We start from the raw sequence: 8014 nt of genomic DNA, 5'->3' as shown, positions 1-8014 counted from the left end.
GCCCTTCTTCCCGCACCCGCCGCCGGCAGCCAATCACAACCGATTCAAATCACTCGATCTGTTCCCGGATGGACACTAACGGAGCAGGATGACTTGACCCCTTGAAATCAGGTGACAGGATCTGTCTGCATTGGGGGGAACAATAATGCCAGAAGGTGTCGGACCTCAGCCGGAAGCCAGAATTGCTGCTGTGCACACCACCGATGTGCTGGTGCTCGGCGCCGGCTCGGCAGGCTCCGTCATCGCGGCACGGCTTTCGGAGCAGGCGGCCACGCAAGTGGCGCTCATCGAAGCCGGCCCCGCTGCCTGGAATGACCCCTGGATCCGCATCCCCGCCGGCTTCGCCCGGCTCTACGCGTCCGGACGCTACGACTGGCGCTTCCATACCGAGGCTGAGCCGGGCCTTGCGGGTCGTAGCATCCACTGGCCACGCGGCAAGGTGGTGGGCGGTTCCGGCGCAGTGAACGGCCTGGTCTTCCTGCGTGGCTCCCCCCGTGACTATGACCGCTGGGCCCAATCCGGCGCCCGCGGCTGGTCCCATGACGAAGTGCTGCCCTTCTTCCGTCGCATGGAGACCTGGACGGGCGAGCCCTCAGCCGAGCGCGGCACCGAGGGGCCGATCCATGCCGCCGAGGCGCGCCACACCTCGCCCGGTGCCCAGGCCTTCATCGCAGCCGCCCTTGAGATGGGCCACCAGCGGGTACGCGACTTCAACGGCGCCTGGCACGAGGGCGTCGGCCCGATGCAGATGAATGTCCGCCGCGGCTTCCGCAGCCACTCCGGCGACATGTACCTCCGCCCGGCCCGCCGCCGGCCGAACCTGCGCATCATGCCGGAGCGCGTCGTGCGGCGCCTGCTCTTCGAAGGGCGACGCTGCATCGGCGCCCTGGTCCGTGGCCCGATGGGGTTTGAGCGATGGGAGGCACGGCGGCAGGTGGTGCTGTCCGCCGGCGCCATCGGCACGCCGCAGATCCTGATGCTCTCCGGCATCGGTGAAGGCGCCCATCTGCAGGAGATGAGCATACCGGTCCTCGTGGAGCAGCGCGGCGTCGGGCAGAACTTGCAGGATCACTTCCTGCAGCGCATGCGCTATCGCGTGCGGCCCTGCGCCACGGTGAATGAGCTGGTGCGCGGCCCCCTTGGGAAACTCCGCATGGCGGCACGCTACGCCTTCGACCGACGCGGGCCGATGAGCATTGGGGCTGCAGAGGCCAACCTGTTCGCCCGGGTGCTGCCTGGTGCCGAGGAACCGGACATGCAGTACCTCTTCGTGAACTTCACGGTGACGAGCTACGACCAGGGCCCGGATCCCTGGCCTGGATTCATGTTCAGCGCCTGCCAGTGCCGTCCGGACAGCCGCGGCACGGTCACCCTGCGCAGCCCTGACCCCAACGCTAAGCCGGTGATCCGCGCCAACTATCTCGAGGCGCCGCATGATCAGCGGCTGATGGTGGAAGGCGTTAAGTATGCCCGGCGCCTGGCGGCCCAGGGCCCCTTGGCAGCACTGATAGAGGAGGAACTCACCCCAGGGCCCAAGGAGCAGACGGACGAGCAGATTTTGGAGCACATCCGCCGTGACGGCGGCACCGTGTACCACCCCTGTGGGACTGCCCGCATGGGCGAGGATGCGCTTGCCCCGGTGGACAGCCGGCTGCGCGTGAAGGGCGTGGAGGGACTGATGGTGGCGGATGCCAGCGTCATGCCGCTGGTGCCTTCGTCCAATATCCAGCCCGCGGCGTTGATGATCGGCGAGCGGGCAGCGGATTTCCTGCGCGCGGAAGTGAAGGGCGCATGACCCATCGCGGCCGCCTTGTCACCGGAAACAATGCCGGAGCCTGTGGGACCATGCCGGCTAGTCGCAGAAGCAAGGGGATAGGCCCATGATGCTCCATCGCCGCGCCCTGTGGGGCCTCGCCGCGGCCGGCCTGGCGGCGCGGCGGGTTGATGCTCAGGAGATGGCCTTCCCGCGCCAGCAGGTGCGCATCGTGGCGCCCTTCGCAGCCGGCGGTTCCTCCGACCTCGTAGCGCGGCTTATGGCACAGCAGATGCAGATCGCCACCGGCAAGCCCTTCGTGGTGGAGAACCTGCCTGGCGGCAACGGCGTGGTCGGCACGCTCGCCGTACTCAACGCGGCGGCGGATGGGCATACCCTCCTGCTGGGGACGACTACCACCCTCTCCGCCAATCCGCATCTGCTGAAGCAGCCTTCCTATGACGCGGCGCGCGACTTCATTCTGGCCTGCGCGATCGGCATCTCGGCTGGCTGCCTGATGGTACCGACCGCGAGCCCATACCGCAGCTACCAGGACTTGGTGGCGGATCTCCGCGCCCATCCCGGCCGACGCAATTCCGGATGGTTCAACGCCTCCTCGCGCATCCCGGCGGCGCTGTTCAAGCGCATCGGCGGCCTGGACTTCGAGGAGGTGTCGTACAAGAATTTCGGCAACGCCATCGGTGACCTGCGCACCGGCCTGATCCACTTCGTCTTCCTGGACATGGTCGCAGCCGACCAGTACCTCGCCTCAGGAGAGTTCCGTGCACTCGCTGTGACCATGCCGCGGCGGGTTTCGCGCTGGCCTAACATCCCGGCGATGACCGAGGTGATGCAGGGTTTCGAGACGGGCGGCTACTGGGGCATCGCGGCTCGCAGCGCGACGCCCCCAGCCCTGCTGCGGCAGATCAACGGCCTGGCGACCGCCGCGGTGCAGTCAGAGGCGGTGGCGCCGCGATTGCGGGCGATGCTGGTTGAGCCGGTGACGATGGATCTCGAGCAAACGGCCGACTATGCCACCGCCGAACGGGAGAAATGGGGCCGTCTTATCCGGCTTGCTGGGATCGAGCCGGAATAGTTGTTGTCTGCTGCTCGGGCTTCCGCGGTCGTTGCGCAGTTACTCATTGGGCGGCACGGCGCCATTCTTCGACGTACGCTACACTACAAACTACGTTGTTGATGACCGCTCTAACCGTTGTTGGATAAGGCAGCGATATGGAATTTCGCATCATTAATATATCAACTCAGATACGAGCTATGTTCAGGGTTGATAGGGCGACGCGCGGGACTTCTAATTCGTCAACGCCCGTCGCAAGGGAACCCTGATAACACTAAAGTCGGTTTAGCCAATCCAGTGCTTGCCGCCAATCTTCATCCGGAAAACGAAACGGTCAGTCAAGCGTCACAACCTCTGTGGTTCCGCCGACTGAAACCTTCAGCGACTAATACTATTCTCATTGTTGGCGCCAAATGCATTTGGCGCCAAGCGGTGTGGGGAGTGGCTGAACTATGCTCAATGAACGCTCCGAGAATGCTCAAGCTACTGAAGCTTGGGTTGCCGCACAGCGCCAAGGGTTTCACGAAGCTATCGAAGCCTTCAATCCTGCGAAGCCAGTTCTCATTCTTAGCCACCATGACGCGGATGGACTCTCAGCGGCAGCTATCTTGGCTCGCGCACTCGAGCGTGGCGGCCGGCAAGTCCAGGTTAGGCTGCTTGGCCGGGGAGAGAATGCCTGGTCAGCAGAGATGGCGTTGGAGCTGCATGCGCAGGACGTGGGAGGCCTGATTGTCGCCGATTTGGGCACCCGTGCTGAGCCGCCTCGTCCTGGCATGGCAACGGTGCTCATCGACCATCACGTGCCCACCGGCGTCCCGGACGAGGCGCTTCTCGTCAGCGGTCACGGCCTGCATCCAACGCCGACCACCTCCCTCCTGGCTTGGTGGTGTGCGGGCGCCGTGGCGGAGGTCGACGACCTTCTCTGGCTCGCTGCCATCGGCATCATCGGCGACATGGAGGAAGCATCCGGCTTCCCCGAGCTGGCAGCCGCGCGCGGGCGCTGGGGCATCACTTCGCTCCGCAGCGCCGTGTCCCTCTTGAATGCCCCGCGTCGGGCCAGCAGCGGGGACGCCGGTCCAGCGCTGAGCTTGTTGCTCAAGGCGGATGGACCCAAGGCTGTGCTGTCTGGCCACTTCCCGGAAACCGCGCTGCTGCAGGCCGCCAAGGCCGAGGTGCAGGACGCGCTGGCCACGGGCCGCCGCGCCGCTCCGCGCATCCGCGACAAGATAGCGTTGATCCGCTTGGACACCCCCTGCCAGATCCATCCGCTCATCGCGCAGCAATGGAAGGGGCGGCTCAAGGACAAAGTCGTCATTGCCGCCAACATCGGGTATCGCCCGGGTTGGGTACATTTTGCCGCCCGGACTGGCCACGGCACAAATCTCATCGAGTTTTTTCGCGCTCATAAACCGGAAGGAGCTGACCCCATAAACTACGGAAATGGCCATGCCCAAGCCTCAGGTGGCGCGTTGCAGCCCGCAGCCTGGAACCACTTCGTCGCCAGTTTAGGCTTCGGCGCCGATGAGCAGGTGCCGGAATGAGCCGGCGCCAGAGAAAGGCATTGCCGAGCGCCACAGAGTTGATCTCTGCGCCGCTCCGCCTGGGTGTTCCGGTCAAGCTGATGGGTGCGCCGGACATCAAGAGCAACGATACCCGGCGCTGGCAACAGAGCCCGCACCTGAGGGTGTCCCTAGAATACATGGACCAAGCTCTGAGCTACCTCGACCGCCATGACATTCGTATGTATCGGCTGTCTTCCGACCTGGCGCCTTATGCCACGCATCCCGACATGCCCCAGTTTCATTCGATGGTGCGCGACAGCGATGCCGAGCTGCGAGCCTTCGGCGCTAAGGCCAAGTCGCTTGGCATCCGGCTGAGCTTCCACCCCTCCCAGTTTGTGGTGCTGAACAGCCCCGATCCTGCCTTGGTGGACAAGAGCATCTCGGACCTGAACTCGCAGGCGGAGATGCTCGACCGCATGGAACTCGGGCCCGAAGCCGTCATGGTCATCCATGTGGGCGGAACCTATGGCGACCGGGCCGCGGCCAATGCCCGTTGGGTGGAAACTTGGAACAGCAAGCTATCGACGCATGTGAAGCGTCGACTGGTGCTGGAGCATGATGATCTGCGGTTCTCGGCATCGGATGTATTGTGGATACACGAACAAACCGGCGTTCGGCTGATCTTTGACCACCAGCACTTCTGGTGCCTCAATCCGGACGGGCTCGACATGCGCGATGCCCTGAAAAAGATCCTGCGGACTTGGCCCGACGGTCAGCGCCCTAAGGTCCACTTCTCCTCGCCGCGCACCGAGATGCGGGAGCTGAAGCGGAAGGAGAAGGGGACGCGAAAGGTCAAGACCGTGCTGGTCTCACCGGTGAACACGGGACATGCGGATTTCTGCAACCCATTCGAATTCGCCACCTTCATGCGAGTCGCGGAGGGGCTCGACTTCGACGTGATGCTGGAAGCCAAGGTCAAGGATCTGGCGCTGATCCGCCTGCGCTTGGATCTGCTTCGCTACGCACCAGACGTGGCGCAGCGCTTCGGTCTGGCGGCCGCCGAGGAGGCGACATTGCAGGTCGAGGAGCAGCAGATGCTGGCTGATAGTGAGAAGCTGGATACTGAGGCGAATTAGCATTCGCCAATGCGGATGGGGTGCCTGCTGTCCGGAAGAGTTTAACAACATCCGGCCAGGCGCGGCATCGGCGTCTTGCTGGAACGCTTATGCGACTGGTGCCAAGGTTAGATGGTACCTTCGCTTCGGTACGACTCCACCGCGGGACGAAGCAACGCAGGGCATAATCTAACTTTCTTGCTGACTAAGGCATGGCGGGCGGCTGCGGGAGGAGAATCCGGATCGCCGCTCCCTGATCCGACGGCGTCAGCGCGATGCAGCCGCCCGCGCCCTCCACCAGGGCCCGGGCGATGGCGAGGCCTAGCCCGGTCCCACCACGCTCCCGTGCCGTCGTGAAAAACGGATCGAAGGCCCGCGCCGCATTCGCTGGCGAAAATCCCGGCCCGTCATCGGCCACAGTCATCTCGGCCATCCCCTGCCGATCGCCGACCGCGACGGTGACGAGGCTGCCGGGGCCGGCATGGGCCAGCGTGTTGCTCATCAGGCTGTCGAGCACTGTTGCCATGGCCTCTGCAGAGATCGCCGCCTCGGCCTCGCCCGAGACCGTGACCCGGAGACCTGACGCCCGTTCTGCCGCCGCCTCGGCCGCCAGGCGCAGCGATGTCCGCCCACTGGCCGTGGCCATGTCCGCGCGAGCTAGGTCGAGCAGGCCGCGGACCAGCCGGTTCAGCCGCGTCGCACCATCCTCAATTGACCGGGCGAAGCCGATGCGCTCCTCCTCCGACATGGTGGCGCCATGCTCGGCCAGCAGCTCCGCCGCGCCGCGGATCGCGGCGAGCGGCGTCTTGAACTCGTGACTCACATGCGCCGCCAGGCTGCGAACGTAGGTCGCGCGTCCTTCGAGCGTCACCGTCATACGGGCAATGGCGTCGGCCAGCTCGGCCGCCTCGCGCAGGGCGATGGCCGGCAGGGGCTTGGGCCGCGCTGTGCCGCCGGCGGCCACCTGCCGCGCCGCGCGCACCACGTCGTCGAGCGGCCGGGTGATGAGATGCGAGGACAGCACGGACAACACGGTCACCAGCGACAGAAGCAGCAGTGCGACCGCGCCGATCTCCGGCAGCTTGCCCGCGATCGTTTGGGCCACGGTCGCGGGCGTCCGGGAGAGCATCACCACGGCGTCCACCCGGTCCCCGTCCAGCACGGGCATAGCTAGGTGGACCCGCAGGCCGGCGGTCCGGCTGATGCCGTCCGGGACATCGGTGGCGATCCTCTCCCGGCGCCGCAGTACGGCCAGTGGGTGTCCCGCGCGCGCGGCCTCGACCTCCTCCAGCCCGGCCAGGGACAGCCCGGTGTCGCCGCCGGTGGAGGCGACGACGGTGCCGGCCGTGTCGAGCAGGCGAAGCGCGGCGAGCGTCACGGCCTGCGCGTCGCGCAGCACGGGCAGCAGCCGCGCTCCTGCCTCGGCCGGGCCGGGCAGGGGCGGCGGGCCCGGCCGCGCGTTCTGGGCCAGCGGCAGCACCGGATCTCGCGCCAGGTCGAGCCCACGCCAGCGGGCGGTGACCAGCGCGCGGGAGGTCAGGCCATTGGCCAGGCTCTCACCGGCGATGCCACGGGTCGCGCGCCAAGCTCCGACGAGCACGGCAGCCTGTGCCCGCAACTCTGCCTCCGTCTGCCGTACCAGCGCGCTCTCATAGAGGCGGAGCGCCCAGAGGCCCGAAAGTGGGAGTGCCAGCACGACGACGTTGCTCAATAGCAGTAAGGTGCGCAGGCGCGGCCGCCGTAGCGAATGCCGGCGCGGATTTCTTGGCCCAGGGCTGCCGCGGTCTACTCGCATGGCCCGAGCCGATAGCCAAAGCCGGGCAGCGTCTCGACCGGTGCGGCGCCGAGCGCGGCGAATTTCGCCCGCAGCCGCCGGACATGGCTGTCGATGGTTCGGTCGGAGACTATGCGCTCCACCGCATAGGCGCCGTCCATGAGCGCATCGCGGTTCAGCACGCGGCCGGGGCGGCGCAGCAGGGTGCGGAGCAGGCCGAATTCCGTGGCGGTCAGCACCACCTCCTGCCCGTCCCAGGTGACACGGGCCGTGCCGGGGTCGAGCACGAGGCGCCCGTGCCGGAGCGCCTCCTCCGCCGCCTCCTTCCGGGTCGGCCGGCTACGCCGCAGCACGGCGCGCACCCGTGCCACCAGCTCGCGCGGGCTGAAGGGCTTGGTCAGGTAGTCATCGCCGCCGATCTCCAGCCCCACCACGCGGTCCACCTCGTCGTCGCGCGACGAGAGGAAGAGGACGGGGATGGATGCGGCCGGGCCGCCGGAGGCGCGCAGCGCGCGGCACATCTCAGTTCCGTCCATCTCCGGAAGCATCACGTCGAGCACGATGAGGTCGGGTAGGGCCTCGTGCGCGGCGGCCAAGCCGGCCGCGCCATCGGCGGCCTGCAAGACCTCGAAGCCGGCGCGGGAGAGGGCGAAGCGCACCACCTCCCGGATCGCCGGGTCGTCATCGACGATCAGGACTCGCGGCATGAGCCCGGCCTGCACCGGATTTGCACAGGCCCGGCACCAACTTTCCCCGCCCCCGCCATCTGCCACGCACGAAGCGCCGCGAGGATGA

6 protein-coding genes are annotated in these 8014 nt (G+C 66.6%); 4 read left to right on the top strand and 2 right to left on the bottom strand.

From position 1 onward, the window contains the following. Nucleotides 1–190 precede the first annotated feature (190 nt). From JMJ56_RS27965 to uvsE, 4 genes are all read left to right on the top strand, one after another. On the top strand, nucleotides 191–1795 hold the full coding sequence (locus JMJ56_RS27965; protein WP_328702489.1) for a GMC family oxidoreductase: 1605 nt from the start codon (nucleotides 191–193) through the stop codon (nucleotides 1793–1795). A gap of 85 nt (nucleotides 1796–1880) precedes the next feature. Beyond that, the gene (locus JMJ56_RS27960; RefSeq protein ID WP_202835040.1) at nucleotides 1881–2849 is read left to right on the top strand and encodes a Bug family tripartite tricarboxylate transporter substrate binding protein; all 969 of its coding nucleotides are present in this window, start codon (nucleotides 1881–1883) and stop codon (nucleotides 2847–2849) included. Nucleotides 2850–3280: 431 nt separating this feature from the next. Next, nucleotides 3281–4369: a DHH family phosphoesterase gene (locus tag JMJ56_RS27955; protein WP_202835039.1), complete on the top strand. Its 1089-nt coding sequence runs from the start codon at nucleotides 3281–3283 to the stop codon at nucleotides 4367–4369. Next, nucleotides 4366–5466 carry a UV DNA damage repair endonuclease UvsE gene (gene uvsE, locus JMJ56_RS27950; RefSeq protein WP_202835038.1) on the top strand — a complete coding sequence of 367 codons (1101 nt, stop codon included), beginning with the start codon at nucleotides 4366–4368 and terminating at the stop codon, nucleotides 5464–5466. Before JMJ56_RS27955 ends, uvsE begins: the two co-directional genes overlap by 4 nt. Nucleotides 5467–5650: 184 nt before the next feature. Here uvsE and JMJ56_RS27945 read toward each other — a convergent pair whose 3' ends face one another. Then, nucleotides 5651–7141 (bottom strand): sensor histidine kinase, encoded by a 1491-nt coding sequence (locus tag JMJ56_RS27945; protein WP_202835037.1) that lies wholly within the window; start codon nucleotides 7139–7141, stop codon nucleotides 5651–5653. A gap of 89 nt (nucleotides 7142–7230) precedes the next feature. Continuing rightward, entirely contained in the window at nucleotides 7231–7926 is a 696-nt protein-coding gene (locus tag JMJ56_RS27940; protein WP_202835036.1) for a response regulator transcription factor, read from the bottom strand. Between the last annotated feature and the right edge of the window lie 88 nt (nucleotides 7927–8014).

The organism is Belnapia arida, from assembly GCF_016773205.1.
GTDB classification, from domain to species: Bacteria; Pseudomonadota; Alphaproteobacteria; order Acetobacterales; family Acetobacteraceae; genus Belnapia; species Belnapia arida.
Note: the sequence above shows the minus strand (reverse complement) of the source record. Positions and strands in the feature narration are given on the sequence as shown.

What these genes read in the sequence shown, in the direction of transcription:
- JMJ56_RS27955 (WP_202835039.1), top strand. Translation starts at nt 3,281, where the DNA reads ATGCTCAATGAACGCTCCGAGAATGCTCAAGCTACTGAAGCTTGGGTT.
- JMJ56_RS27940 (WP_202835036.1), bottom strand. Translation starts at nt 7,926, where the DNA reads ATGCCGCGAGTCCTGATCGTCGATGACGACCCGGCGATCCGGGAGGTG.
- uvsE (WP_202835038.1), top strand. Translation starts at nt 4,366, where the DNA reads ATGAGCCGGCGCCAGAGAAAGGCATTGCCGAGCGCCACAGAGTTGATC.
- JMJ56_RS27960 (WP_202835040.1), top strand. Translation starts at nt 1,881, where the DNA reads ATGATGCTCCATCGCCGCGCCCTGTGGGGCCTCGCCGCGGCCGGCCTG.